Below are 24,082 nucleotides of genomic sequence, written 5' to 3' on the forward strand. Positions count from 1 at the left end.
CGGCCGGCACCTTGCGTGCAGCCTAAGTGTCTGGAGAGCTCCTTCTCACCCGATCGACAGCGTCCGTGAGCAATCGAACGCCGTTCTCGATCTGCCGGATGGTCAAGGCGGAATAGCCCATCACCAATCCGATCCGGTCGGCGCGGCCTTCATCCGTTTCCCGACCGTAGAGCGGCGATATTGAATGAACACCCACGCCTTCTCGTCGCGCCTCTTCAACCAGCACGTCCTCCAATGACCGACGGAGGTCCTTGAACCAGACGACGACATGCAGCCCGGCATCAGCGCCTTCGATGACGATACGGTCTGCGAACGCGCGTCGAAGGGCGGCGAGCAGGGTCTCCCGGCGCTCGCCGTTCAGACGGCGGACGCGCCGCACATGGCTTTCATAGCCGCCGCTTTCGATGAGCAGGGCCAGGGCCTCCTGCTCCGCCACCGGAGAATGCCTGTCCAGAAGCTGCTTGGCCGTCGCGAAGACGTCTTGCAATTCCGGCGGAACCACGAGGTAGCCGATGCGCAGCATCGGCGACAGCGTCTTGGAGATCGTGCCTAGATAGATGACGGAACTGCGGTCCTCCAGCTTGTGCAGCGGGGGCACCGGACGAATGTCGTAGCGGTACTCGCCATCGTAGTCGTCCTCGATCACATAGGCGTCATTGTGCCGAGCCCATTCGAGGAGCTGATACCGGCGCGAGACCGGCAACACGCCGCCGAGCGGAAACTGATGCGACGGCGTGACATAGGCCAGCCGCGCCGTGATCCCCTCAAGCAGCTCTGTCTTCATCCCATCTCCATCCACTGTGACAGAAACAGGCCTCGCGCCTGTGCTGGCAAAGACCTGGCGCGCCATCCTGTAGCACGGGTCCTCGACCACGAAGTTGTCGGAAGGATCGAGCAGCAAGCGCGCGCAAAGGTCGAGACCCTGCTGCGAGCCGCTTGCGACGATGATCTGCTCGACCTCGCAGCTCAGGGTTCGGGCGCGCCACAAATATCCCTGCAGCGCCTGTCGCAGGCGAAGCGATCCGCGCGGATCGTCATAAGCCAGGCGCCCAGGGCGTTGCGACATCGCCGCGTTCATGGCGCGCTTCCACATCAGCGCCGGGAAATCGGACGGCGCGAGGTCGCCATATCGGAAATCCACTTTCAACCGGTTGGGCAGGTAATCGGGCCAAGGCAAATTGGCGCGCAGTCTCTCGCCGTAGGCGGAAAGATGAATCGGGCCGGCGCGTTTTGAGACGGTGCTGCTCGCCTCGTGACCGATCAGCGAAGATGCAACGCGAGGTCGTGCGCCTTGCCGGACGTCTATGAAGCCTTCCGCGGCCAACTGCTCGTAGGCGACGGTGACGGTCGTTCGCGAAACGCCGAGTTCATTTGCCAGCCCCCGCGACGACGGCAGCTGACTGCCGGTGTCATAAACACCGCCAAGAATCTGGTCTCGAAGCGCCATGTAAATCTGGCGTGCACCCATGGCGTGCACATGGCCAGCAGAACCGGGATCTTGCGACTGGACCATTTCAATCATCACCAACTGGACATTTCATATAAACCAGTCTGAGCGCATCCTGCCGAAAATCCAAGAGGACACCACAGACCGATGACCCGCACGACCGATCAAACCAAAATGTATGCTGCGGAGCGGTCGCAGTGCGACGCTGACCTCAGTTTCGCCACCCGCGCAATCCATTTTGGCTACGATCCGGTCGGATTTTCGAACGCGGTCCAGCCTCCGGTCTTCCTGACCTCCACATACGGCTTCGAGAGCGTGGAGGCGAACGAAGCAGCTGCCGCGCTCGGCGGCAGGCTTTACGCTCGCGAATACAATCCGACGACGGAAATCCTCGAGAAACGGCTCGCCAATCTGGAGGGGGCAGAGGCGGGTTTGGTCGTGGCCTCGGGGATGGCGGCTTTCGGCACGCTGATCCTGTCGCTGCTGTCGCAGGGCGACGAACTCATCGTCCACAAGACCCTTTACGCGAACACACTCGCCATGGTCGAACAGGCGGTCCCGCGTTTTGGCATCAAGGTCGTTCAAGTCGATCTGTCGGAGCCAGACAGTCTCGATGCGGCGATCACCGACCGGACCCGACTTGTTTTCTTCGAGACCCCGGTCAACCCGCTAAGCCGCATCGTCGACATTGCAGCCGTTGCCGAGCGCGCCCATGCGTGCGGCGTGAAGGTCGCGGTGGACAGCACCTTCGCCTCGCCCGCGCTGCAGCGGCCGCTGGAACACGGGGCCGATATCGTGATCCACTCGCTGACGAAGTATATCAATGGCCACGGCGATGCTCTCGGCGGGGCGATCCTGGGTGACGCGAAAACGCTCCACACGCTGCACGAAACGGGCCTGCGCTACATTACCGGTGCAGCGCTCTCGCCCATGTCGGCGTTCTTGATTCTGCGCGGGCTCAAGACGCTGACGATCCGCATGGAACGCCACAGTGCCTCCGCGCAGACCGTCGCACAGGCGCTCGAGGTTCATCCGGCCGTGGCGTGGGTGAGTTACCCGTTTCTCGACTCTCATCCCGATCAGGCGATTGCCCGAAAGCAGATGTCCAAAGGGTCAGGCATGTTGGCTTTCGGTCTCCACGCCGGGTTCGAGGGCGCGCGCGCGATGATGGATCGGCTCAACCTGATCACCCGAGCTGTCAGCCTCGGTGACGCTGACAGCCTCATCTACCATCCGGCCAGTCTGACACGTGCCCGTAAAAGCATCCGCAAGGATGCTCATCTTGCCGATGGCGTGGGCGAGGATCTGATGCGTCTCTCGGTCGGTCTGGAAGACGCCGGTGACTTGATCGCCGATCTGAGGCAGGCGCTGGACGTGCTCTGACAGGCGGTTGCCATCCTGGCTTCCTACACTGGCGCGCTCATGCAGAAATCTGGAGCAAGCAATGGCATTCCTGAGCGGGCTTTCCGCATTCCCCATCACGCCGATTAATCGTGACGGCCGCATCGATACCAAGGCCCTGCGCAAGCTGATTAAACGGCTTTGCGCCGCAAAGGTCGATTCCATCGGCCTTCTCGGCAGCACTGGATGCTATATGTATCTGTCGCGCGGGGAACGCCGCCGCGTATTGACCACAGCGCTGGGGGAAGCCGGTGGACGGGCGCCGATCGTGGTCGGCGTGGGCGCACTGCGCACCGACGAGGCGGTAAGGCTTGCGCGGGACGCCAAGGCCATCGGTGCTGCCGCGGGTTTGCTCGCGGCTGTCTCGTACACTTCGCTCACCGACGACGAGGTGTTCGAACATTTCTCGGTCGTGGCGCGCGAAAGCGGCCTTCCGATTGTCATCTACGACAATCCCGCAACGACGCATTTCCATTTCACTCCCGCACTTGTCGGCCGCCTGGCCAAGGTGCCGGGGATCGTCGCCATCAAGAATCCAACCGGCAAGAGCGACTCGATCGAGAGCCATCTGGCCGAGCAAAGGAGCATCGTGCCGGAAGGCTTTTCGATCGGCTACAGCGGCGATTGGAACGCCACCGAAGCCATGATCGCCGGAGCCGACACCTGGTACAGCGTGCTGGGCGGCATCCTGCCCGAGGTCTGCGTAAAGATCGTCAGGGCGTCGCAGGCGGGCGATGCGGCCGAAGCACGCCGCCTCGACGCTGCATTGACGCCAATCTGGGGTCTCTTCAAACAGGTCTCCAGCCTGCGCACAGTCTACGCGCTCGCCGAGTTGCTCGACATCTGCCGCGCCGAACCTCCGCGTCCAATCATGCCTCTCTCCGCCGCGGCCAAGCAGCAGGTCGCTGCCGCGCTGGCACGTCTGCCATCGGGCACCGGGTCGTGAACCGCGAACCTTAAAATCATCGAAAGGAACAATCATGTACGTGCCGCCTCATTTCGATGAGCCCGACCGGGAGGTTCTTTACGATCTGATCGAGAACAACGCCCTCGGCGTGCTGATCACCCACGCAGCGAGCGGGCTCGACGCCAATCACATCCCCTTCGAACTCGACAGGTCGGCGGGAGAACTCGGTGGCCTTCGATGCCACGTCGCGCGTAGCAACCCGGTCTGGCAGGACGTCTCGACCGGCGATGAGGTGCTCGTCGTGTTCCGGGCGGCCGACGCCTACATCTCACCGCAGTGGTATCCGAGCAAACATGAGTTCCACAAGCAGGTGCCGACCTGGAACTACCTCGTCGCGCATGCCTACGGGCGCATCACGGTTCACGACGATGAGCGTTTTGTTCGTCGCAACGTGGCGAAGTTGACTCATCGCCATGAGGCAACCCAGCCTGTCCCGTGGAAGATGGGGGATGCCCCAAGAGACTTCATTGACAGCCTGGTGAAGGCAATCGTCGGACTGGAGATCGAGATCACTCGTCTGGTGGGCAAAGCCAAACTGAGCCAGACCAAAGAGCCGCGTGACATTCGCAACGCCGGCGAAGTGCTTGTCGCCCATGGCGACAGGGGCGTCGGTCCGGCGATGCTGGCCGCCGCGCTCCTGAAGTCCGAACGCGATTGAAAGACTGCGCCATAGGATCAAGCGTTTGCGCCGAAGGTGCCAAGCCCGCGTTCCAACGGCTCACCTTTGCAACTTCAATCCCGAGCGCATAGGTGATCCACGCGTCGGGTCTAAACTGATAGCCAGTGCGGTCATTATGACTTCAGGTACGCCTGCCTCGGATCAGCATTTGCCGACTGATTATCGAGGTCTTGCCCGCGCCGTGCCTGTGTGAGTTCACCGCTTAAGCATAGCCGAAATGCCATGGCGGACAAAAGGAAGATATTGGGCAAAGCGAAGCCCCACATGTCTTGCAAGCCGTGCCGCCGGGTGCTCGCCTGAGTAGAGGCCGACGAGGATATTCGTAGCATGATAGAGCGGCGCCGCCGACAGGCGCAGCCAGCTGTCGTATTTGTGAAGGATCTCAGGATCGGCAATGTCGCGACGGTCGCGACAAGCTGTCAGGATTTTATGGGCGAGTTGCTTCTGGCCGCTGAGGCCGATGTTGAAGCCATGCGCGGTCACCGGGTGCATGCCAATGGCTGCGTCGCCGATGAGTGCGACGCTGGGGGCCCAGAACGCGTGCGCCCATGTCGTGACCAGGGGATAGATATGGCGGGTGCTTGCCAAGCTCATCTTTCCAAGGCGTCCTCGACATCGGTTTGTCAATTCCAACAGGAACAAATCGTCGTCGAGGGCAAGCAGTCTGTCGGCTTCCTTGGCGCGCAAGGTGACAAGCAGCGACGACACGCCTTCCGTGAGTGGCAACATCGCTATCGTCTGGTGATGATCGAACCATTCGACTGCGATCTGGTGATGGACGCGCTCGTGCTTCACCCTGCAAATCAGCATCGACTTGCCAAGCCGATTGATATCGGCGCCCACGCCGAGCAGGTCGCGCGTGGCGGAAAAACGCGAATCCGCTGCAACGAGAAGCCGAGTGCTCAATTGCCTGCCATCGGCGAGCGTCATGACTGCTCCTTTGTGGCAGTTTGTTGCATCGACGACCGAATGGCCGCAAAGCAGCTGGGCATGATCCTGCGAGCGGATGATCTTGAACAGGGAATCGCGGATTCGAAAATTTGGGACCAGAACTCCGAGCGTGTCCCCGGATCCGCCGGGAGGATCGAAGCGCAAGGCGAAAGGGCTCGATCCGTTGAGCACACGCGCGCCTCGAAGTGGTGATTTGTCCGAATCGGGGATGGCATCCCAGACGCCGAGCTCGCGAAAGATTCTGATCGAGGCGTTGGTCAGCGCGATCTCGCGACCATCGAAAGCCGGATTTGCCAGCCTTTCCAGCGACTGCTGTTCAACAACCGCCACCTTGAGTTCGCTATGGGCAAGCGATGCGGCGAACGAAAGACCGACCGGCCCGGCTCCGACGACAACGACGTCGAACATGTCGTCGCGGCCGGCCATCAGCACGCCGTCCCCAGCGTCACGAATAGGGTCGAAACGCTGGAGCGAACAAGATGCCGAAAAGCAATATGGAAAGCCGGCTGCGGACAGCACGATATGGTCGGTCGACTCCGGGGTTGCCGACCATGCAACATATATAGCCGGGCGCGAGAAGCAGGACGCATGGCGAGGGGAACGAGATTGCGCCGGCCGCCAGTGCCGTCAAAATGCCGATATTGGAGATTTCAAGCACTGTCTCAAACCTTCGGCTTTGATCGCGCATTGGCGATAGAGCGTTGCAGCGTGTCAACATCGACCACTCCAAGGATCACTTCGTCGCCGACCACCAACGCCGGCGTGCCGGTGATGTACAGATCGCCGGCGAGCGCACGATTGCGCGCAATAGCATCTGCGATGGCCGGGTCTTCCATGTCCCGCTCGAGCTGCTCAACGTCGAGGCCCACATGTTCTGCGATGGTCAAGGTGGTCCTTTCGTTGACAACGCCGTGGAAACCCATGAGGGCGCGGTTGAACGCCTCGTATTTTCCCTGTTTTTGGGAGGCGAGCGCCGCCACCGCGGCGAATTTGGAGGTGGGTCCCAGGATCGGAAACTCTTTGAACACAAGCTTCAGATTCCGATCGTCCTTCATGGCTTGCTGGATATTGAGGGCTGCCTCCCGGCAATGCCGGCAGTTGTAGTCAAAGAAGATGACCAGAGCGACGTCGCCTTCCGGATTTCCAGCGGTTGGCGCAGCGGGGTCATTGAAGAGTGCGTCGCCCCGCGCCGCGATCAGGATCTTCAGTTCCGCCGCGAGTTGGCGTCGGTCTTCGAGCTGCTGCAGGGTGTCTATGATGCCAGGATGATGTAGCGCCCCCAGCGTGGAGAAGAGCAGGGCGAGGGCCAAAAGGACGATGATGATGACAAGGCCGGCGGTTGGCTTGAACATGGGGCGGTCTCCAATCAACAGTGAACAGCAGGGCAGCAACGGTGCATAAAGCCGGTCATCGCTTTTGATCGCTTGTCCGACACTTCCCGGAGTACGAGAAGTCGCGGGGCTCTCTCGGTGCCGATGTCAGCCGGCAATTCCTCTAGGCCGGCTTGACGCGCTCCCCCAAATGGCTGAGCGGCGCTCGCGCGAGGTGGCCGGCCGCGAGCTTGAAAACGGGGGCGATAACTGCCTGGAGAAAGCAAACGACTGGCTTGCCCGTCTCTGCGACCAGCGCCAGCGCAATGCCGAACAGAACCGAGAAGAACATGACCTGCAGGATGTCGCCTTGCGCGAAGGCACCGACGATGGTTGACGGAATGATGTTCATCAGGAAGCCGGTGACCGACTGCTCGTGGGCCTTGGCGGCATAGGTGTTGACACTCGAGGCATCGAGCGAAGCCGGATCGATGTTGAGGCCGGCGGCCGGCTGAACGACATTGGCGACGACAAGGGCGAGCGTCGAGAAGGCGAGGAAATAGACCATCGCCTTGCCGGCAACTCGGCCGACCTTGTGAAGATCGTTCATGCCGGCGATGCCGGTCGCAATTGTCAGGAAGATGACAGGCGCGATGATCATCTTGACGAGCCTGATGAAGGCATCACCCAGCGGTTTCACGCTCTCGCCGAGTTCAGGATACAAATGGCCGAGGACGATGGCGGCAAGCACCTGCACGTAGGGCTTGGCGTAGAAGGCCTTGCGAGGCACGGGACTCGCGCTGCGGATTTGTGGAGCTAACACCATTTTCTCTCTCCAACCGGATAGGGGGCCGGGCTCTTCCTCCCTTCCCAGGCTTCTGCCATCGCGACGCTCCGGTCGAACGCTGCACCAATGCCGCCGCAAGCGCCGTGCCAAATGTGGGCCTGCGCCAGACTTCACGCCGTGCTTGTGCGGATTTCTGCAAACGCCACTGGCGCGTGCCTCTTATCGAGAGAAGGGCCCAGTGTGGGAGATGGGAGAGTCGCTCCGGGGCGTTACACGCAGCCTGGCGGCGGCCAAGCGATTGCCACAGCGATCCCGTATCGTCTGGCGCTCTACAAAATGGCGGGAGTCGACCGGCCGCGTTGCGACAAAGGCCTTAAGTTGCGCTCCTGGCGCGATCGCTGTGCTGCCTCCGCACCGCCCGGATCAACGGCGCCTGGTTGGGAGCTCGACGCCGGCTGCGGATTTCACAAAGAAACAACGGGTCGACACCCAAGCGAAGATCCGCAGACGCAGTTCCAGTGCAACGAAAGACGCAGGCTAGACGGCCCTCTTGTTGCCCCACAGCAGAACGTGCAGCTGCGGCAGCACGCGGGCATCGAACCACCTGTCGCCGGTTACCTTTTCAACCAGCCACTCCATGCGTTTCATTATTCCGTCCATATCGACAGACGCGTCTTCGTTGCCAGGACCGGGCGGTGTGTGATTGCCCGGTTGCAGGTAGACCGGAAGGCGCGGAAATCGCTCCGCGGCGCCTTTCGCGTAGACGTAGTCGCTCTCGTCAAAAACAACGAGCTTGAGCACGATTTGAGGCTTCTCCTGCGCTGCATCGACGCACGCCTCGAGAGCGGCCCAATCGGTCCTCATTTCGCTAGAAGGCGGCTTTGGGCTGAGGACCAGCACGTCAAGGTCGGCAAACCAGTCCCTGGCCACCGAGCCTTGGGTCTCCAGCGCAAAACGGTAACCTTCACGATGGCCTCGCTCGATGAGCGCACGAAACGGCTGAATGGCCGGATTGCCGCCTGACAGCGACACCATCACTGGCCGACCGCCGGAAAGGGTCACGACGGTTTGCCATACCGCATTGATTGGCATCATCTCCCATTCGTTGCGGAATTGATTGTCCACCGCATGGAGACTGTCGCACCAGGAACAGCGATAGTCACACCCGCCGGTTCTGATGAAGACCGTCGGCAAACCGATGAGCACGCCCTCGCCCTGGATCGTCGGCCCGAAAATCTCGCTCACGCGGATTGCGGCATGCGTATCGGTCATGGCCGGTATTCCGCCCAGGTTTTCGGCGTTTCGCTCACCCGCACGGCCGAAGTTTCGGGCAGGCGTGCCTTGCACCATAAATAAAAATGTCTGGCAAGGCATTCCGCGGTGACTTGCTCATGTCCCAGCACGTCGTTGAGATGTCGGTGGTCGAAGCCCTCGTCGATATAGCGTTTGAATGGCGCCAGATCGTGATAGTCGCGCACGAAGCCGTCGTCGTTCAGTTCCTTCGCCGAAAGCTCCACTTCGACGATGTAGTTGTGCCCGTGCAGGCGCGCGCATTGGTGATCGGGCGGCAACGAGGTGAGCTGATGCGAGGCCGAGAAGTGGAATTCCTTGGTGATGCGGAACATTACGCGGTCCTCCTTCGCAGCGCGTCGAGCCAGAAGTCGGAGTCCTCGTAGTCGGTGGGGTCCGGGTGCCCAGAAAGATGAAATGCCTCGCGCCGCTCGACGCAGGTGCCGCACCTGCCGCAGTGACGCTCGGCGCCCTTGTAGCAGGACCAGGTCTGCGCAAATGGCGTGCCGTATGTTGCTCCATCCCTAACGATGTCCGCCTTCGTGAGATTCACATAGGGCGCATAAAGGCGAACCTTCGCGTAGCCGTCGAGCGCACGGTCTTGCATCATCTGGAAAGAGTCGATGAAGGCCGGACGGCAGTCGGGATAAATGAAATGATCCCCACCATGCACGGCAGTCGCCACCGCTTCGACCTTGTGCGCGGCGGCAAGCCCGAAGGCGGTGGCCAACATGATGGCGTTCCGGTTCGGCACCACCGTCGCCTTCATCGTGTCTTCGGCGTAGTGCCCGTCCGGCACATCCACACTGTCTGTCAGCGCGGAGCCGGAAAGGCCGCGACCGATTTCGCGGATGTCGATAATGCGATGAGGGACGTTCAGACGCTCAGCGCAAAGGGCGGCAAAGCCCAATTCCTTCCGGTGCCGTTGGCCGTAATCGAAAGACAGAAGGCCGGCGAGCTCGTGCTGGGCTGCCACCTTGTGAGCAAGAGTAACGGAGTCCAATCCGCCGGAGCAGACGACGAGAGTCTTCATCATTGGGTCCTTGTTTTAACCGGGTAGGCTGCGACCGGAGATTTCTCTGCGCTCCTCGTACTTCAGGAAATCCATGTTGTGAAGTGAATAGGGAGACGAGTTTGATGTGCTGACGCGACAAAGCGCCCTGAGGCGATGCCCCTGCAATAAACACGGACGAGCGAAACGGCACGCTTCAGTGGACGTTCAAAGGCGAGTCGAATAGGCTCTGAAGGAGGACCGAATCTTCGGAAAACAAAGTTCGCGACGCTTCGATCAAGGGCCCGGCGGCCCCGCGTTTCGAGGACGCCACCGCGAGGTTTCATGTACAAGACGGCCCGAGAATGGGCGTTGCCGCAAAGAACGGACTTACCAGATGGGATACGCCGAAACGCAGATGTCTGGAATGATCACGACATCAATTGTCGCGGCAACTTGGTTGGCCGGCTCTTCGGGTTGCGTAGATCCCGCGCATTGCGCTTAAGGATCGGTTCGAACGGAGCACGTCTTCGGTCAATGGCCGACCGGCAAACCCTAAATGATCGGTCGTGACCGACATCTGTGAAAAAGCCGTGTTCGTCGATTGCAATCACCCCAGTGTTGCGCGCAGTTACCTTATGAATGAACTGGATTTGATGGTTTTCCGGATGGCGGTCGAAAGCGTCCGCTCGCTCTCCCTGAGCTTCGCTGAAAAAGCCGCGGAGATAGCCACCAGGAGCCGCGGCAGCCTGCTTTTCGACGTGCGGGTCGACGGTGACGCGGAGGTCCAGCGGGTCGCAGCGATCCGATATCAGGGTGAGCTGACCGGCGTGCTGGCGTTGGACAGACCGGGCCTCGCTACCCACCATTGCATGGTCAACGGTACTTTCTCACATTTCATTGCGCCCTTGGAGAACTGGCACAGCATGCCCCTGTCGATGCAGGCCAAGATCGATGCCACCGGCCATGCCAGTCTGTTCCTAGGGGCCTTGCGAAAGGCCGGACATATGCCGGGCAGCTAGCGTTTGGCTACAATCATTTGTGGATTTTGCATGCGGCATCGCTGCCGGCCCGCCGGCATGATTGTCGTAATCGGCTTCGGCGATCGCGGCAACGCAATGGCCGCGATGATGGCGATCAAAGCGTAGGCCTTGCATCGATGCGCAATCCTGTAGAGCGAGGTCTGCGCCTGGCATCGAGCAACATGCACGGAGGTTGCGCAACGCGCACATGCATCAGCTATTTGAAGGCATGAGCCCCTCATGCAAATGGAGCCTGCCGCGGCCGCTGTCGTGCGATCGTGCCGCCGAACTCGAGGGCGTGACGATCGACCACGCTGGAGGAAGCGCAATGCCTCGGGCGTCAGGGGCAGAGGCGCAAGCGAAGGTCGAATGCTGGTTGGCCGCTCGGGATCTCATCGACGCGTTTCGGGGAGGCGTTCGTTGTCGCCCGCCTCGACGTTCCAAGAAGCGCGCCGGCAGCCTGGGCGGGGGGCTTGGGGTTAGACTGCCGGCGCACGCCACTCACGAAGAGCGGCCCCTTTTCGCGGTTCAGACACCCATAGTCAACCCGGAGCGTCTGGGTGCCCGATGTGTTGTTTGTGAGAGCGGTGCGCGAAGCCAGCCATGTCGGCCGATCCTGCCCAACGTGATGGGCCGCTCTCGTCGGCCAATTTGATGCTGCAGCCAGTATCGCCTTGCCGACCAGCATGAGTTCACCGTTAGCAATCCTTCGTCGCGAGCCGATGCTATCGTGCTCGTGTCGCAGCCCTCCGGGCGGCAATATCGCCTGTTCCAACTTCCTGTTCGGCGAGCCCGTGTGCGATCCCTGACCCGGACAGTGGACGAGAATTCTCTTGGCGGTACTGCGCCAGAGGGCATTCGCGTCCAACGGAATCAAGCGTCGACTATCAGTCGCAAACGACACATCACAAGGTAGCGGACCTTCCACTCATTTGCAGATTATCCTACCGATCACGCGGCGTCGGATATGTCCGACTCTGCCTCAAGAATTCCCACAGGCATGGACAGCGATCTCGCTATCCGATCCCGATAGCCCTTGTTGTACCTCAGACCCGACTCGATGTTTTGGATTTCCTCGGCGGAAAGCCCGCACGCCACAGCGAGGTCCTCGATTGAATATCCAAGATGCTCTCGATAAGCGCGGATGATGTGGGTTCCGCCTGACATAGCCGCCAAGACTGGCTCGGGAATGCGCGAATCCTTCATAGACACCTCCAAGAAGAGAAGGAGCGCCTGACAAATCGGGAGATTTCCCCCCGAGCTGGCGCATCCAGCAAATCAAAAAAATGGACGTCGATTCGGCCGGACTGGCCTCATCCATGGAATGGGCCACTCGAAATTGCCAGCCGGGTCGGGATATGGCGGCTCACCTGCTACTGATCAAGTTCCAACAAGCGGCCAGCCCTGAGATTGTCGGATCGATTGTACCGCATTCGTCCTGCGATCCCACGCGACTCATTCTCGCCGATGGCTTTCTTGAGCAGCAACTCGAACTCACCTGCCGCCGCCTGCAGTCGCGGCACCGTCTACCCAGCCTCGCGGACGCCGATAGCTTCGACCAACTCCCTCCGCCGCCCGCGCCTCTTGCGAATCAGTCGGCTTGCTGCCCGTCCAGGAGTCCCCACACTTTTGGGCTCCAGAACCCCCCGTCTTTATGATCCAACCGCTTGCATACCACGCTTAGAGCGGGTCTCCGGCTACCGGAGCCGACCCCAGTAACGCAACGATTTGTTGCACACGTTTTTGCGAAGCCACAGCATCAGCAGAGGCGATTTGCAGCTCCTGCAGGAGGGCGGCACGATCGTTCGCAACCAGCTCCAGTGGACCGGCGCCCATTCCCGACAATAGCCATGAGGGACTCACGGCCAAGATGCCCGCCATCATCGCAAGGCGATTGGATTGCGGCGCGGCGCGGTCGCATTCCCATGCTTTCCAGCATGCCGTCTGGACACCAAGCCGGCGTGCGGCCTGCGCCATTGTAAGTTTGGTGACCTCGCGAGCGAACGAAATACGTCCCCCCAGAGTATCGGATGGCGCGAAATCACTAGGGTAGGTTTGAGTAAGAATTGGCTCGGTCCTCCTATGGTTCAATCCGCTTTCGGGCGATGACCTGCTGCGAACTCCGACCATGCCGGCCATCGTTCCGATTCGACGCCGGCAGTCTAAACAGGATTCGGCCCCATCATTAAAAGGCACGTTAAGGTGTTGGCGCTTTCGAAAAGGAGCAGCATCGCCACCTGCAAAAGCGTTACAATCATTCGACAGTGACCGATTTTGCGAGATTGCGCGGCTGGTCGACATCTGTGCCCATGAAGAGCGCCGTATGGTAGGCAAGAAGCTGTATCGGCAGCGAGAAGATCATTGGCGCGATAATCTCGTCGACGACCGGCAGCACGATCGTGTGCATGGTGTCGAGTTTCGATGCGGCGGCCCCTTTTTCATCGGTGATGAGGATAATCCGCCCTCCACGGGCAGCCACTTCCTGCATGTTGGAGGCGGTCTTGTCGAAAAAGCGATCATGCGGCGCGATGACGATCACTGGCATGTTCTCGTCTATCAGTGCGATTGGACCGTGCTTCAATTCACCTGCCGCATAGCCCTCGGCGTGGATGTAGGAAATCTCCTTGAGCTTCAGCGCACCTTCCATCGCCAGCGGGAAACTGGTGCCACGGCCGAGATACAGGACGTGACGACACTTTGACAATTCGCGCGACAGGAGCTCGATTTCCGGCTGGATGCTGTCGAGTACCTGGCCCATGACGCGTGGGACTTCGGTGAGGCTGCTGACAAGCGCCTGCGCCTCGTCTTCGGTTACGGTTCGGCGGGCCCTGGCGGCGCCGATGGCGAGTGCGGCAAGAACGGCAAGCTGGCAGGTGAAAGCCTTGGTGGAAGCGACGCCGATCTCCGGTCCGGCAAGGATCGGGAAGACCGCATCGGCCTCCCGAGCGATGGTCGATTCGCAGGTATTGACGATGGCGCCAACTTTCAGCCCAAGGTCCTTGCAGTACCTCAGCGATGCGAGCGTATCGGCGGTTTCACCAGACTGCGAAATGAAAAGAGCCGCCGACTGCGGCGACAACGGGATCTCGCGGTAACGGAATTCGGACGCAACGTCGATTTCGACCGTCAGGCGCGCATAGCGCTCGAACCAGTATTTTCCGACCAGTCCGGCGAGATAGGCGGTGCCGCAGGCAGAGATCGCCAGGCTCGGGATCCTGGCGAAATCGATGCCAGAAACCATGTCGGCGCGATTCTCTATGATGTTGATATGGTGGCCGAGCGCATGGGAGATGACCTCGGGCTGCTCGTAAATTTCCTTCTCCATGAAGTGGCGATGGTTGCCCTTGTCGGCCAGAGCGGCCGCGGCCGTGGAGGTCTGGCGCGGACGCTCGACAGGCTGACCGTCGAAATCGAAGATATGGGCGCCCGTCTTGCCGATAACGGCCCAGTCACCGTCGATGAGATAGGTAATTTCATTGGTGAAGGGAGCAAGCGCAATCGCGTCGGAGCCCAGGAACATCTCGCCGTCGCCATGACCGATCGCCAGCGGTGGTCCGTTGCGCGCTGCCATGATGGTCGACGGATCATCCTCAAAGATGATGGCAAGCGCGTAGGCACCCCTGACGCGTTTCAGCATGGCAGCCATTGCTTCTCGCCGCCTCATGCCCTCCCGGCGGTGTCGTGCCAAGAGATGCGCGACGACCTCGGTGTCGGTGTCGGTCTGGAACTCGGCTCCCGCCGCCGTCAATTCGTCCTTCAGCTCGGTGAAATTCTCGATGATGCCGTTATGGACGACGGCGACACCGTCGGTAAAGTGCGGGTGCGCGTTGCGTTCGGTTGATGCTCCATGGGTTGCCCAACGCGTGTGGCCGATTCCGATGTTGCCGCCCAGCGGCTCGTCCTTCAGTCTCGTCTCCAGATTGACGAGCTTGCCCTCGGCGCGCCGGCGGTGCAAGGCGCCCTCGGCGATCGTCGCAACGCCGGCCGAATCATAGCCGCGATATTCCAGACGCTTCAACGCGTCGACCAACCGGTCCGACACCGGCTGTTGCCCAACGATGCCAACAATCCCGCACATGTTTGTCTCCGCATTCTTCCGGCAGCTTCAGCCCAACGCAGTAATCCCGAGGACGGATACCCACCCGGCCCGTTTTCATTCAGGATCTTTAGTAGGAGCCTGTAATATTGGTAAAATCGATTGTAGGCATACCTGCCATCCACCCTTTGGATAAACGAAGTCGCGTTTGACAGCTCCTGATCGGGTTGGAGGCTGAGCACTTAGATCGGAGCTAGTCATCACAAGCGGAATATGGATATTCCAACTCTATCGATTGCGGCCTATGGACCAGAGGCTCAGAAAGGGAATGCCGAGATCCCGACCTCGCTGGGATATCTTGGGAGGTCCGACGCGGTAGCGAGCCGGCACGGGCAGTATTTTGAGGCCGGTAACTTCTCTGGGGTTAGGCGCAGGAGAGGCGGTTTGGGCTTGAATAGTGGTGGCACGTTCGGCTCTGGCTGTCGGAACGGTGCCCGCAATCGATTGCGAAAGCTCGCCGTTGAGATCTGCCGTCCTGACCTGCATGAGCATGTGAGCACCTTGGAGCGACCACCGCATCTGCTGTTTCTTGACCATCCGCTTGCCGACAAGTGAATTCACCGCCGATTCAGCCAGAGTCGTTGCGACGCGAAGGCCGGCTTGGTAGCGCTTGCCATAGTTGACGATCGCGCCGCGGTTCGAACGGATATAGGTCAGGAGCTGCAAGCCGAGGCTTTGAAGTCGGGCGATGGAGAACTCGCTGTCTCCTTGCGAAGCCTTCACCCTCTCCAAGAGTTGCTCCAGATCGGTGATCGCGCGATCGACCCGCCCATGCCACAGGCGCCACTCACCGCTCTGATATGTCACGGTCGATTGCGGGAAGCGCTTCAGAGAGACCCGATCGGGATCGAGCCATATGATCGGCGATCTGCTGCATCGGCTGGACCTTCATGGCGATGTGGAACCAGTCGATGATGTGGGCCGTCGGCTTCGGCATTGCGCATCCCGGTCGAGCTTGAACTCTCGTCGATGATGTTCTGGCGTTCGGCGAGCTCAACGCCCAGGCGCTTGGCATCGATGCATGGCACGACGTGATGCGACGGTGTCGCACGGGTTCTGACGGTTTGGGGCTTCAGGATCGTGCGGATGGGCCACGCTTTTCTGGCGGGGCTAAGCGCGTGGTGCATGTCCAAAGCCTGACAGCGGCGGACAAAATGTCAGGTTCAGAACAAACATTGGCAAAAAGTCAGGTTCATTACGACCGCCATGTGGGCACTGTGAGGTTTTTAAAGCAAACAGGCGCTTACCGCGTGCTGAGCCCGCTGGCATAGCCTTTGCAGCAGTGGGGCAAGGCGAGGATGCGCTCCTCCCTTGAACCCGTGTGCCTCGCATCTAACAGGGAACAAGCTGATGGATAACCTCGAGCAACCTTTGGCAACAGCTTTGGGGAGCAACATGGTCTTGCAGATGGACTCCCCGGCACCTTCGATTAAAGTCGAAACCTGGCTGCGTGGCGAGCCCCTCACGAGCTTTGAGCCCGGCAAAGTATACATCGTCGAATTTTGGGCAACTTCGTGCCCGCCATGTGTGGACGCGATGCCCCATCTTATGCAGCTGCAGGAGAAATACAGGGACAGCGGCGTTGGGATCGTCGGAGTCGCGGCTTCTGAAGACGCTCCAACGGCCGATGAGGCCCGAAGCAATCTGGACGCGTGGTTGACCGAAAAGTTCCTGAATCTGAACTATCGGATGGCGTTCGACTCCACAGGCGAAATGAAAAAGCTTTGGATGGAGCCCAGCTTTTCTTTCGGGATTCCCACCTCATTTGTGGTCGACCGAGACGGCCACATCGCCTTTATCGGTCATCCGGTGGAACTCGATGAGGTTTTGCCGAGGGTGCTTAACGGCAGCTGGCGCACCAGCGATCAGGCAAAATCCGCCGATGCGGAGCGGATTGCGGAAGGCAAAACCGAAGCGCGCGAAACAGCGCTGATCAAGCCCATATACGACAAGCTTCGGCCGGCAATGCAGACCGAGGATTGGAAGACGGCGCTCTCGGCGATCGAAGAGGGCATCACCTTGTTGCCCGACAACCTCAATTTCCGCCGGTCTCAGGTGACTCTGTTGCTTCACAAAATGCGCGACATGGAGGCCGGCTTGCCCGCAATGCGCCAATTCGTTCGCGATGCGATCGATAGAAACTCCGAACATTGGATGATTGAGGCGCTAGATCAACTCTTCACGCCGGGCTTTGATTATTCCGGCTTTCCGTCTGCTGAGCGCTTCGCGATGGGCGAAGAGCTGTCCAAACACATCGTGGCACTGCCACAAGGCGACGGCTATAAGTTCGTGTCTTATCCGATGGTCGCTCAGTACTATCATGAGAGCGGCAACAAAGCACGCGCCATCGAGTTGGTCGAGCAGGCACTGAAAGCGCTGGAGGGTCCGGAGCCTATCTCGAACGAACTGAAACAGCACCTTCTACCGGAGTTGCTGCAGGCTCTGGCCAACTACAAGGGTGAGAAGGTTTGTCACGGCGCTCTCTGTGTGGCTCCGCAAAAGGACTCTCCCAAAAGCTGAAAGGGGCGGCCAAGGAGGAAACCAAAGAAGGGGCGAGAGTCGAAATGCCTTAGTGGTCAATTCGTCCACTTCCCTGGCGTGGTTGTGCAAATAGCCGGCCCAGGCGTCCAGCCCAGCCTCGCCGTCATCCGAAAACACGTGACCGACTAAGGAGAAGACGTTCCCTGATCACCTCACCAAAACATACTGCCGCTGCGGGTCTCCCGGACCCGTCAAAGATGGCACTGGAGTAAGGCTTGGCAACATGAAGAAGGTTACTCAGCCAGCTCGGGCGCTGCCCACCGATCCACCTGCTCACAAAGGCGGGGAAGACGGGGGACGCAGCCGACCGCCTGTCTCAGCGCCACGATAGCACTCGCACGCTCCGGCAACGGACAGCCGTCCAACCTCCGCACCAGGAACATCCCAAAATGGCAAACTTGAATTTCCGGCCGCTGCATGACCGCGTGGTCGTTCGCCGGGTCGAATCCGAATCCAAGACCGCCGGCGGGATCATCATCCCCGATACGGCGAAGGAAAAGCCGCAGGAAGGCGAGATCATCGCCGTTGGTTCCGGCGCCCGCGACGAAGCCGGCAAGCTCGTCCCGCTGGACGTCAAGGCTGGCGACCGCATCCTGTTCGGCAAGTGGTCGGGCACCGAAGTCAAGCTCAATGGCGAAGACCTTCTGATCATGAAGGAATCCGACATCATGGGCATCATCGGCTGAATCTCGGCCTCACCGTCAACTGAACTTTCGGGCTCAATCCAAGCCCCTGCCAGGAGCTAAAACATGGCTGCCAAAGACGTAAAATTCTCCCGCGACGCCCGCGAGCGCATGCTGCGCGGCGTCAACATCCTCGCCGACGCGGTGAAGGTCACGCTCGGCCCCAAGGGCCGCAACGTCGTCATCGACAAGTCGTTCGGCGCCCCGCGCATCACCAAGGACGGCGTCACCGTCGCCAAGGAAATCGAGCTTGAAGACAAGTTCGAGAACATGGGCGCACAGATGGTCCGCGAAGTTGCTTCGAAGACCAACGACATCGCCGGCGACGGCACCACGACCGCGACCCTTCTCGCACAGTCGATCGTCCAGGAAGGCCACAAGGCGGTTGCCGCCGGCATGAACCCGATGGACCTGAAGCGCGGCATCGACCTCGCCGTCACCGACGTCGTCGAGGCTCTCGGCAAGGCTGCCAAGAAGATCAAGACCTCCGAGGAAGTTGCCCAGGTCGGCACAATCGCCGGCAATGGCGACGAGTCGGTCGGCAAGATGATCGCGGAAGCGATGCAGAAGGTCGGCAACGAAGGCGTCATCACGGTTGAAGAAGCCAAGACCGCCGAGACCGAACTCGAAGTCGTCGAAGGCATGCAGTTCGACCGCGGCTACCTGTCGCCCTACTTCGTCACCAACGCCGACAAGATGGTTGCGGATCTGGAAGACGCTTACATTCTCCTGCACGAGAAGAAGCTCTCCAACCTCCAGGCCATGCTGCCGATCCTCGAGGCTGTCGTGCAGACCTCGAAGCCGCTGGTCATCATCTCGGAAGACGTCGAAGGCGAGGCCCTGGCCACGCTCGTCGTCAACAAGCTGCGTGGCGGCCTGAAGATCGCTGCCGTCAAGGCGCCGGGCTTCGGCGATCGCCGCAAGGCCATGCTGGAAGACATCGCCATCCTCACCGGTGGCCAGGTCATCTCGGAAGACCTCGGCATCAAGCTCGAGAACGTCGGCCTCAACATACTCGGCCGCGCCAAGAAGGTGTCGATCTCCAAAGAGAACACCACCATCGTCGACGGCGCCGGCAAGAAGGCCGAGATCCAGGGCCGCGTCGCCCAGATCAAGCAGCAGATCGAAGAGACCACCTCGGACTACGACAAGGAGAAGCTGCAGGAACGTCTCGCCAAGCTGGCGGGCGGCGTTGCGGTGATCCGCGTCGGCGGTGCGACGGAAGTCGAAGTCAAGGAAAAGAAGGACCGCGTCGATGATGCCCTCAACGCGACCCGCGCGGCCGTGGAAGAAGGCATCGTTGCAGGCGGCGGCGTCGCCCTGCTGCGCGCCTCGGCCAACATCAAGGCCACCGGCGCCAATGCCGACCAGGCTGCTGGCATCAACATCGTCCGTCGCGCGCTGCAGGCTCCGGCCCGCCAGATCGCGTCGAACGCCGGTGCGGAAGCATCGATCGTTGCAGGCAAGATCCTCGAGAACAAGGGCGCGACCTTCGGCTACAACGCCCAGACCGGCGAATATGGCGACATGATCGCCATGGGTATCGTCGATCCGGTCAAGGTTGTCCGTACGGCTCTCCAGGACGCGGCCTCGGTGGCCGGCCTGCTGGTCACCACCGAAGCCATGATCGCGGAGGCTCCGAAGAAGGAGTCGGCTGGCGGCGGCATGCCTGGCGGCATGGGCGGCGGCGGCATGGGCGGCATGGGTGGTATGGGCGGTATGGGTTTCTGAGGCCCGCGCCTCTCACCAATCTCGATGGGCGGCAGCGATGCCGCCCTTCTCTGGCGCGAAGCCAAGCCGGAGGCAAGAACGGAGGAAGGACGATGATGCATGTTTCACCTGTGACGACGGAGCAGACCGCCCCCGCGCAGACGAAAGCCGTCGCCGTCAAACGCGCTGCGGAGCACGGCCTCTACAATCCGCGTAACGAACATGATGCCTGCGGCGTCGGCTTCATTGCGCAGATGAAAGGCGTGAAGTCGGCACCAGATCGTCGAGGACGGCCTGGCCATGCTGCAGAGAGACCGGTAACTTCTGGGGTTAGGCGGCGCGCAGGAGAGGCGGTTTGGGCTTGAATAGTGGTGGCACGTTCGGCTCTGGCTGTCGGAACGGTGCCCGCAATCGATTGCGAAGCTCGCCGTTGAGATCTGCCGTCCTGACCTGCATGAGCATGTGAGCACCGTGGAGCGACCACCGCATCTGCTGTTTCTTGACCATCCGCTTGCCGACAAGTGAATTCACTGCCGATTCAGCCAGAGTCGTTGCGACGCGAAGGCCGGCTTGGTAGCGCTTGCCATAGTTGACGATCGCGCCGCGGTTCGAACGGATATAGGTCAGGAGCTGCAAGCCGAGGCTTTGAAGTCGGGCGATGGAGAACTCGCTGTCTCCTTGCGAAGCCTTCACCCTCTCCAAGAGTTGCTCCAGATCGGTGATCGCGCGATCGACCCGCCCATGCCACAGGCGCCACTTCACCGCTCTGATGTCACGGTCGATTGCGGGAAGCGCTTCAGAGAGACCCGATCGGGATCGAGCCATATGATCGGCGATCTGCTGCATCGGCTGGACCTTCATGGCGATGTGGAACCAGTCGATGATGTGGGCCGTCGGCTCGGCATTGCGCGGGGTAGCCGCTTCAGGATTTCGGCGCCGTCCGAAATCACCGTCACATCGCCAAAGCCGCGGTAGCCTACTTCCCGAAGGGCATGAAGGGCGCGATCCCGGATTGCCCGTTGGTCGGTGCTGCTAGTGACGAAATAGCGACCGCCACCTTCGCCCCGCCCGCCGCGGCCGCATCGGGCCACAACGAGCTCGAAGTTGCGCGCTGAATTGGAATCGGCGCTGCGAACATGCGCAGTATCGATGCTGATGACGAACTCTTTGCGGCGATCGCCGGGAAGCTGCATTTCAAGCTGGCGTCGTTCGTGCGTTTGCGCCCTTGCGTGCAATTCTTCCTCAGCAACCTGATCGTCGAGCCGTTCGCCAATCCTGATGGTTCGCTTGCGCACGGTGGCATGCGTCTCGGTCGGCTCAACGGGCAGGAATTCTGCAAGCACTCTCGCAGCCTGCCGGTACGGCATCATGCTCCCCAGCCGCGCCGTCAGTTCCATCAGCTCGGATGTAGCTCGATCCGGGCAGATCTCCCGCATCGGCGCAAAGGCATCGACCATGCCTGGGTAACAATCCCGCCACAGCATCCAACGAGGATTGCGCACCGCCATGATGCCAAAGACAGTCCGGATCCGCCGCGTCGTGTAGTCCTTGACCGGCCGAAAACTGTGGCAATCCGGGCAGACCCGACGAAAGAGGGAATACGTCTCCGCCTCATGGTTCACGACCGCGCTCTGCAGCGCCGCCATGATGGTCTTGCCGTTCTCGATCGACAGGCCGAGGTCGCCGTCAAACAGACGTTCCCGGCTCTTGTCGATGCAGACCGCCTTCCGGCAAACGTCACCGAACTCGTTCCTCCCCTCGATCGTGATCGTCCATTCCACCGCCATCGCTTTCCCTCCGAACAAAGCGACGCTCATGGACTACGCGGGCCTAACAATCTGTATTCGACCCCAGAGAAATTACCGGTCTCTTTTTTTCTGAAGCTTCCTGCACAGTTGGCACGAGTCTTGATGTTCTCATTGCACGGCGGCGATCTGCCTTTCGACAGTCGACCTTGACTGATCTGCATGTTCTATAAGGAGAAAACGATGAATACCGATATGTCTGTATATGGCGTGACTAAGCTAACTCGGGAAGAGGCATCCTCAACTTCTGGCGGGTGGCTTCTCTGGTTATTGTTTGTAGCTTTTAGTGTCGCAGTTATAATCGCTGGCATTCTAGAACTAACGAAGAAAAAGTCATAGGCCTACTACTGGTCACTATCTGGGGCTAGGAAAAAATATCTTACTTTCCCCTGACGTATCCAGCTACACTGGAGAGAGCATCCTTTCCAGACGGCCAGAACGACTTTTGGTCATCTTTGTCGGTTTTGTCGAGTTCGTGACACTGTGTTGTTCGCCCCGATGTGCCGCCGCGCTCACAACTAAGCCGTTGAAACAAAATGCATGAGTGCTGTTTTGCGGTTTCCTGTGCAGTTGGCACGACTCTTGATGTTCTCGTTGTGCGGCGGCACACGCTGCTACGGTGCATTATTGCTTCATCCTGTGATTTCAAGCTCTAGGAAAGGAGAAAAAAATGAAGACCAATATGCCAGCCTATGGTGTGACAGAGTTAACGCGCGAAGAAGCATGTGCAACGTCCGGAGGGTGGTGGTTCTGGGCAGCGGTGGCAGGATTTGGCGCAGTTGCTGCGTTAGGACTGTCTATAGCAGCCTTGGAAAGATATCTTAAGCATCATTAAGACGATCGACAATATTCGCAACTGCCTTGGGTTGACCTCGGTCACCTCCAGGCAGATGTCGCCTGGTTTGTCGCATAAGACAGCGTGACGTACGGCCGACGCACTCTCAGTTGGGTTGGGAATAAGCTACAGAACGCCTTTTTGGCCTCTATTCTCGTAGTCGGCATGGGTATTGCCGTCTTTAGGCGCGGGGGGAGTGCTGCCGAGCGGCAGAATGATCGCCGACATATCAGTATACGGCTTAACCGAGTCAACCCGAGAAGCGGCATCATCAACTTCCGGTGGTCTTTGGTTCATAGACTCAGTTTCTGCTGTGGTATTTCGTTGGTGTAGTACGCGCCGAAGAAATGGTGGATAATTGGCAACATCATGGATCAACATCATTGTAGCCAGCGAGATCGTCATGAATATCTCACTTGTTCCTGAACTCGCCAACTGCACTGCAGAGAGCATCCTTTCTCGAAGATCAGAGAGATCTTTGATCATCTACAAGATTATTGTGCTCTCTGTGGCTGCGGCATTGTTGTCGCTGCCACTTATCACCATATCGGTGTCTGTCCAAAGTGCAGGTATCATTCGCCCCACCGTCGAGAAGACGCCCTTGGTCGCGCCCGTCTCCGGACGCATCTCCCGCATCCTTGCCGCTGAAAACGATCTGGTCGCTCAGGGGCAAGAGATCCTCGCCCTCGATAATGGGGTGATTGAGGAAAAGCTCAGGGTGCTTACAGGCGATATTCGCGCAAAGAGCGATTTTGCCAGTGACCTCGAAACCCTGATCTCCTCCGGCACGCAAGCCAAGGACCCGATCCGCCTCTTGACCGAGTCCGCCACGGCCGAGCGCGCCCATTTCCTCAACCTTGTGCGGGAGAACCAACATGCCCGCGGTAATGCGGCTGCGGAACTTCAGCGTGCTAAGCGACTGCTCTCCGCTGCTGTAGCACCGGCAAAGGCCGTTGAGGAAAAGGCCTTCGCACTTCAGAACATTGAGATCCAGGGCGAGATCCTCGCCCGGCGCAAATTCACCGAATGGAACCAGCAGCTGTCCGACGTTAACCTGCGCCTTGAGGAACTCACGGCCGCCTTGCATCAGCTTGAGAGCGAACGGGACCTGACTCTCATTCGAGCCCCCGTATCAGGCGCTCTCGAGCAATTCTCGGGCCTCACTTCCAGCAGCTACGTCCAGGCCGGGCAAACCGTCGCCTGGGTTTCGCCGGATGGTGAACTGGTGGCGGAAATCTTCGTTTCTCCCAACGACATCGGCTTTGTGCGCCCCGGCCAGTCGGTGCGCCTCCAAGTGGATGCCTTCAACTACAATCAATGGGGTGTCATTGACGCGACGGTGCTCGACGTGGCGCATGACTTCACCCTGCACGACGGGAGCCCGGCCTTCAAGGTCCGCTGCGCGCTCTCTCGCCGCCATCTCTTCAAGCACGGGGTCATCGGTAACCTGAAGAAAGGCATGACCGTGCGGGCCCGCTTCCTCCTGGGCGACCGCACTGTCCTGGAACTCCTGTACAACGAGGTCGACGATTGGCTCAATCCGCTCCTGGCGAGCCACTGATCCTTC

20 protein-coding genes and 3 pseudogenes are annotated in these 24,082 nt (G+C 60.0%); 10 read left to right on the plus strand and 13 right to left on the minus strand.

All coding sequences use genetic code 11. From position 1 onward, the window contains the following. Nucleotides 1–22: 22 nt before the first annotated feature. Nucleotides 23–1,522, minus strand: a complete 1,500-nt coding sequence (gene pdxR / locus AC56QP_RS11290; RefSeq protein ID WP_489863628.1) for a MocR-like pyridoxine biosynthesis transcription factor PdxR — start codon at nt 1,520–1,522, stop codon at nt 23–25. 99 nt (nt 1,523–1,621) lie between these two features. On the opposite strand from pdxR, the gene AC56QP_RS11295 reads away from it, so the two are divergent. The 3 genes from AC56QP_RS11295 (at nt 1,622) to AC56QP_RS11305 (ending at nt 4,473) form a co-directional block, all read left to right on the plus strand. Continuing rightward, nucleotides 1,622–2,830: a trans-sulfuration enzyme family protein gene (locus AC56QP_RS11295; protein ID WP_489863627.1), complete on the plus strand. Its 1,209-nt coding sequence runs from the start codon at nt 1,622–1,624 to the stop codon at nt 2,828–2,830. Nucleotides 2,831–2,891: 61 nt separating this feature from the next. Further along, nucleotides 2,892–3,794 carry a dihydrodipicolinate synthase family protein gene (locus AC56QP_RS11300; RefSeq protein WP_489859649.1) on the plus strand — a complete coding sequence of 301 codons (903 nt, stop codon included), beginning with the start codon at nt 2,892–2,894 and terminating at the stop codon, nt 3,792–3,794. Between the two features lie 34 nt (nt 3,795–3,828). Then, on the plus strand, nt 3,829–4,473 hold the full coding sequence (locus AC56QP_RS11305) for an FMN-binding negative transcriptional regulator (RefSeq protein WP_489859648.1): 645 nt from the start codon (nt 3,829–3,831) through the stop codon (nt 4,471–4,473). A 216-nt stretch (nt 4,474–4,689) separates the two neighbouring features. Here the strand turns inward: AC56QP_RS11305 and ubiM are convergent, their stop codons facing one another. From ubiM to queC, 6 genes and pseudogenes are all read right to left on the minus strand, one after another. Beyond that, nucleotides 4,690–5,871 carry a 5-demethoxyubiquinol-8 5-hydroxylase UbiM gene (gene ubiM, locus AC56QP_RS11310; protein ID WP_489859647.1) on the minus strand — a complete coding sequence of 394 codons (1,182 nt, stop codon included), beginning with the start codon at nt 5,869–5,871 and terminating at the stop codon, nt 4,690–4,692. Between the two features lie 236 nt (nt 5,872–6,107). Next, nucleotides 6,108–6,797, minus strand: a complete 690-nt coding sequence (locus AC56QP_RS11315) for a DsbA family protein (RefSeq protein WP_489859646.1) — start codon at nt 6,795–6,797, stop codon at nt 6,108–6,110. A 163-nt stretch (nt 6,798–6,960) separates the two neighbouring features. Then, nucleotides 6,961–7,581 (minus strand): annotated as a pseudogene (locus AC56QP_RS11320) (cation:dicarboxylate symporter family transporter); the annotation flags it as partial. A 498-nt stretch (nt 7,582–8,079) separates the two neighbouring features. Continuing rightward, entirely contained in the window at nt 8,080–8,814 is a 735-nt protein-coding gene (gene queE, locus AC56QP_RS11325; RefSeq protein ID WP_489859645.1) for a 7-carboxy-7-deazaguanine synthase QueE, read from the minus strand. Next, the gene (queD, locus tag AC56QP_RS11330; RefSeq protein ID WP_489859644.1) at nt 8,811–9,167 is read right to left on the minus strand and encodes a 6-carboxytetrahydropterin synthase QueD; all 357 of its coding nucleotides are present in this window, start codon (nt 9,165–9,167) and stop codon (nt 8,811–8,813) included. The genes queE and queD overlap by 4 nt, the downstream gene beginning before the upstream one ends. Further along, nucleotides 9,167–9,865, minus strand: coding sequence for a 7-cyano-7-deazaguanine synthase QueC (gene queC, locus AC56QP_RS11335; RefSeq protein ID WP_489859643.1), 699 nt, complete (start codon nt 9,863–9,865; stop codon nt 9,167–9,169). The genes queD and queC overlap by 1 nt, the downstream gene beginning before the upstream one ends. A gap of 596 nt (nt 9,866–10,461) precedes the next feature. On the opposite strand from queC, the gene AC56QP_RS11340 reads away from it, so the two are divergent. Then, complete coding sequence (locus AC56QP_RS11340; protein WP_489863626.1) at nt 10,462–10,845, plus strand: hypothetical protein; 384 nt, start codon at nt 10,462–10,464, stop codon at nt 10,843–10,845. A gap of 951 nt (nt 10,846–11,796) precedes the next feature. Here AC56QP_RS11340 and AC56QP_RS11345 read toward each other — a convergent pair. From AC56QP_RS11345 to AC56QP_RS11360, 4 genes are all read right to left on the minus strand, one after another. Next, complete coding sequence (locus tag AC56QP_RS11345; RefSeq protein ID WP_111547739.1) at nt 11,797–12,051, minus strand: helix-turn-helix domain-containing protein; 255 nt, start codon at nt 12,049–12,051, stop codon at nt 11,797–11,799. Nucleotides 12,052–13,099: 1,048 nt separating this feature from the next. Beyond that, complete coding sequence (gene glmS / locus AC56QP_RS11350) at nt 13,100–14,923, minus strand: glutamine--fructose-6-phosphate transaminase (isomerizing) (RefSeq protein ID WP_489859642.1); 1,824 nt, start codon at nt 14,921–14,923, stop codon at nt 13,100–13,102. 246 nt (nt 14,924–15,169) lie between these two features. Then, on the minus strand, nt 15,170–15,748 hold the full coding sequence (locus tag AC56QP_RS11355; RefSeq protein ID WP_489859641.1) for a hypothetical protein: 579 nt from the start codon (nt 15,746–15,748) through the stop codon (nt 15,170–15,172). Continuing rightward, nucleotides 15,729–15,878, minus strand: coding sequence for a hypothetical protein (locus AC56QP_RS11360; RefSeq protein WP_489859640.1), 150 nt, complete (start codon nt 15,876–15,878; stop codon nt 15,729–15,731). The genes AC56QP_RS11355 and AC56QP_RS11360 overlap by 20 nt, the downstream gene beginning before the upstream one ends. Nucleotides 15,879–16,336: 458 nt before the next feature. On the opposite strand from AC56QP_RS11360, the gene AC56QP_RS11365 reads away from it, so the two are divergent. The 4 genes and pseudogenes from AC56QP_RS11365 to AC56QP_RS11380 all read left to right on the plus strand — a co-directional run. Beyond that, on the plus strand, nt 16,337–17,461 hold the full coding sequence (locus AC56QP_RS11365) for a TlpA disulfide reductase family protein (protein WP_489863625.1): 1,125 nt from the start codon (nt 16,337–16,339) through the stop codon (nt 17,459–17,461). Nucleotides 17,462–17,871: 410 nt separating this feature from the next. Further along, nucleotides 17,872–18,168, plus strand: coding sequence for a co-chaperone GroES (gene groES, locus AC56QP_RS11370; protein ID WP_489859639.1), 297 nt, complete (start codon nt 17,872–17,874; stop codon nt 18,166–18,168). Nucleotides 18,169–18,231: 63 nt separating this feature from the next. Further along, nucleotides 18,232–19,896: a chaperonin GroEL gene (groL, locus tag AC56QP_RS11375; protein ID WP_489859638.1), complete on the plus strand. Its 1,665-nt coding sequence runs from the start codon at nt 18,232–18,234 to the stop codon at nt 19,894–19,896. A gap of 92 nt (nt 19,897–19,988) precedes the next feature. Beyond that, a pseudogene (locus AC56QP_RS11380) lies at nt 19,989–20,184 on the plus strand (hypothetical protein); the annotation flags it as partial. A 21-nt stretch (nt 20,185–20,205) separates the two neighbouring features. Here the strand turns inward: AC56QP_RS11380 and AC56QP_RS11385 are convergent. Continuing rightward, nucleotides 20,206–21,662, minus strand: a pseudogene (locus AC56QP_RS11385) (ISKra4 family transposase). A gap of 688 nt (nt 21,663–22,350) precedes the next feature. Here AC56QP_RS11385 and AC56QP_RS11390 point away from each other — a divergent pair. After that, nucleotides 22,351–22,515: a hypothetical protein gene (locus AC56QP_RS11390; protein WP_489859637.1), complete on the plus strand. Its 165-nt coding sequence runs from the start codon at nt 22,351–22,353 to the stop codon at nt 22,513–22,515. A gap of 126 nt (nt 22,516–22,641) precedes the next feature. Here the strand turns inward: AC56QP_RS11390 and AC56QP_RS11395 are convergent, their stop codons facing one another. Further along, nucleotides 22,642–23,001 carry a hypothetical protein gene (locus tag AC56QP_RS11395; RefSeq protein ID WP_489859636.1) on the minus strand — a complete coding sequence of 120 codons (360 nt, stop codon included), beginning with the start codon at nt 22,999–23,001 and terminating at the stop codon, nt 22,642–22,644. On the opposite strand from AC56QP_RS11395, the gene AC56QP_RS11400 reads away from it, so the two are divergent. Then, nucleotides 22,994–24,076: an HlyD family secretion protein gene (locus AC56QP_RS11400; RefSeq protein WP_489859635.1), complete on the plus strand. Its 1,083-nt coding sequence runs from the start codon at nt 22,994–22,996 to the stop codon at nt 24,074–24,076. The genes AC56QP_RS11395 and AC56QP_RS11400 overlap by 8 nt on opposite strands. Nucleotides 24,077–24,082: the final 6 nt, after the last annotated feature.

The organism is Mesorhizobium sp. RCAM 05104, from assembly GCF_059683645.1.

Bases quoted from the DNA above. Each gene is read 5' to 3' on its own strand.
- groL (WP_489859638.1), top strand. From the start codon at position 18,232: ATGGCTGCCAAAGACGTAAAATTCTCCCGCGACGCCCGCGAGCGCATG.
- AC56QP_RS11365 (WP_489863625.1), top strand. From the start codon at position 16,337: ATGGTCTTGCAGATGGACTCCCCGGCACCTTCGATTAAAGTCGAAACC.
- AC56QP_RS11395 (WP_489859636.1), bottom strand. From the start codon at position 23,001: ATGATCAAAGATCTCTCTGATCTTCGAGAAAGGATGCTCTCTGCAGTG.
- AC56QP_RS11305 (WP_489859648.1), top strand. From the start codon at position 3,829: ATGTACGTGCCGCCTCATTTCGATGAGCCCGACCGGGAGGTTCTTTAC.
- AC56QP_RS11295 (WP_489863627.1), top strand. From the start codon at position 1,622: ATGTATGCTGCGGAGCGGTCGCAGTGCGACGCTGACCTCAGTTTCGCC.
- AC56QP_RS11345 (WP_111547739.1), bottom strand. From the start codon at position 12,051: ATGAAGGATTCGCGCATTCCCGAGCCAGTCTTGGCGGCTATGTCAGGC.
- AC56QP_RS11340 (WP_489863626.1), top strand. From the start codon at position 10,462: ATGAATGAACTGGATTTGATGGTTTTCCGGATGGCGGTCGAAAGCGTC.
- AC56QP_RS11315 (WP_489859646.1), bottom strand. From the start codon at position 6,797: ATGTTCAAGCCAACCGCCGGCCTTGTCATCATCATCGTCCTTTTGGCC.
- queE (WP_489859645.1), bottom strand. From the start codon at position 8,814: ATGACCGATACGCATGCCGCAATCCGCGTGAGCGAGATTTTCGGGCCG.
- pdxR (WP_489863628.1), bottom strand. From the start codon at position 1,522: ATGATTGAAATGGTCCAGTCGCAAGATCCCGGTTCTGCTGGCCATGTG.
- groES (WP_489859639.1), top strand. From the start codon at position 17,872: ATGGCAAACTTGAATTTCCGGCCGCTGCATGACCGCGTGGTCGTTCGC.
- queC (WP_489859643.1), bottom strand. From the start codon at position 9,865: ATGAAGACTCTCGTCGTCTGCTCCGGCGGATTGGACTCCGTTACTCTT.
- AC56QP_RS11300 (WP_489859649.1), top strand. From the start codon at position 2,892: ATGGCATTCCTGAGCGGGCTTTCCGCATTCCCCATCACGCCGATTAAT.
- AC56QP_RS11390 (WP_489859637.1), top strand. From the start codon at position 22,351: ATGAAGACCAATATGCCAGCCTATGGTGTGACAGAGTTAACGCGCGAA.
- queD (WP_489859644.1), bottom strand. From the start codon at position 9,167: ATGTTCCGCATCACCAAGGAATTCCACTTCTCGGCCTCGCATCAGCTC.
- AC56QP_RS11360 (WP_489859640.1), bottom strand. From the start codon at position 15,878: ATGCCGAAGCCGACGGCCCACATCATCGACTGGTTCCACATCGCCATG.
- glmS (WP_489859642.1), bottom strand. From the start codon at position 14,923: ATGTGCGGGATTGTTGGCATCGTTGGGCAACAGCCGGTGTCGGACCGG.
- ubiM (WP_489859647.1), bottom strand. From the start codon at position 5,871: ATGGCCGGCCGCGACGACATGTTCGACGTCGTTGTCGTCGGAGCCGGG.